This window comes from Psychrobacter sp. W2-37-MNA-CIBAN-0211 (assembly GCF_040309405.1).
GTDB classification, from domain to species: Bacteria; Pseudomonadota; Gammaproteobacteria; order Pseudomonadales; family Moraxellaceae; genus Psychrobacter; species Psychrobacter glaciei.
In genome coordinates this window covers 1-263 of record NZ_JBEOOU010000302.1, presented here as the reverse complement: position 1 = coordinate 263, position 263 = coordinate 1, and the positions used below count along the sequence as shown (strand labels likewise).

The 263-nt window shown below is 49.4% G+C and carries 1 protein-coding gene; it reads left to right on the top strand.

Translation table 11 applies throughout. The annotated features are described in order from the left end of the window. A partial coding sequence (locus AAEY72_RS15330) for a class I tRNA ligase family protein (protein ID WP_352311443.1) occupies window positions 1-263 on the top strand: 263 nt, incomplete at both ends.

Below are 263 nucleotides of genomic sequence, written 5' to 3'. Positions count from 1 at the left end.
ACATGCCTTCCAAGACACCATCATGGACACGCTTACTCGTTATGAACGCATGAAAGGTAAGAATACCTTATGGCAAGTGGGTACCGACCACGCTGGTATCGCCACCCAAATGTTGGTTGAGCGTAAGCTTGAAGCCGAAGAAGGTAAAACTCGCCATGATTTAGGCCGTGACGCCTTTATTGATAAAGTGTGGGACTGGAAAGAACAATCTGGTGGCACGATTACCAAACAGCTTCGCCGCATGGGCGCATCGGTTGATTGGG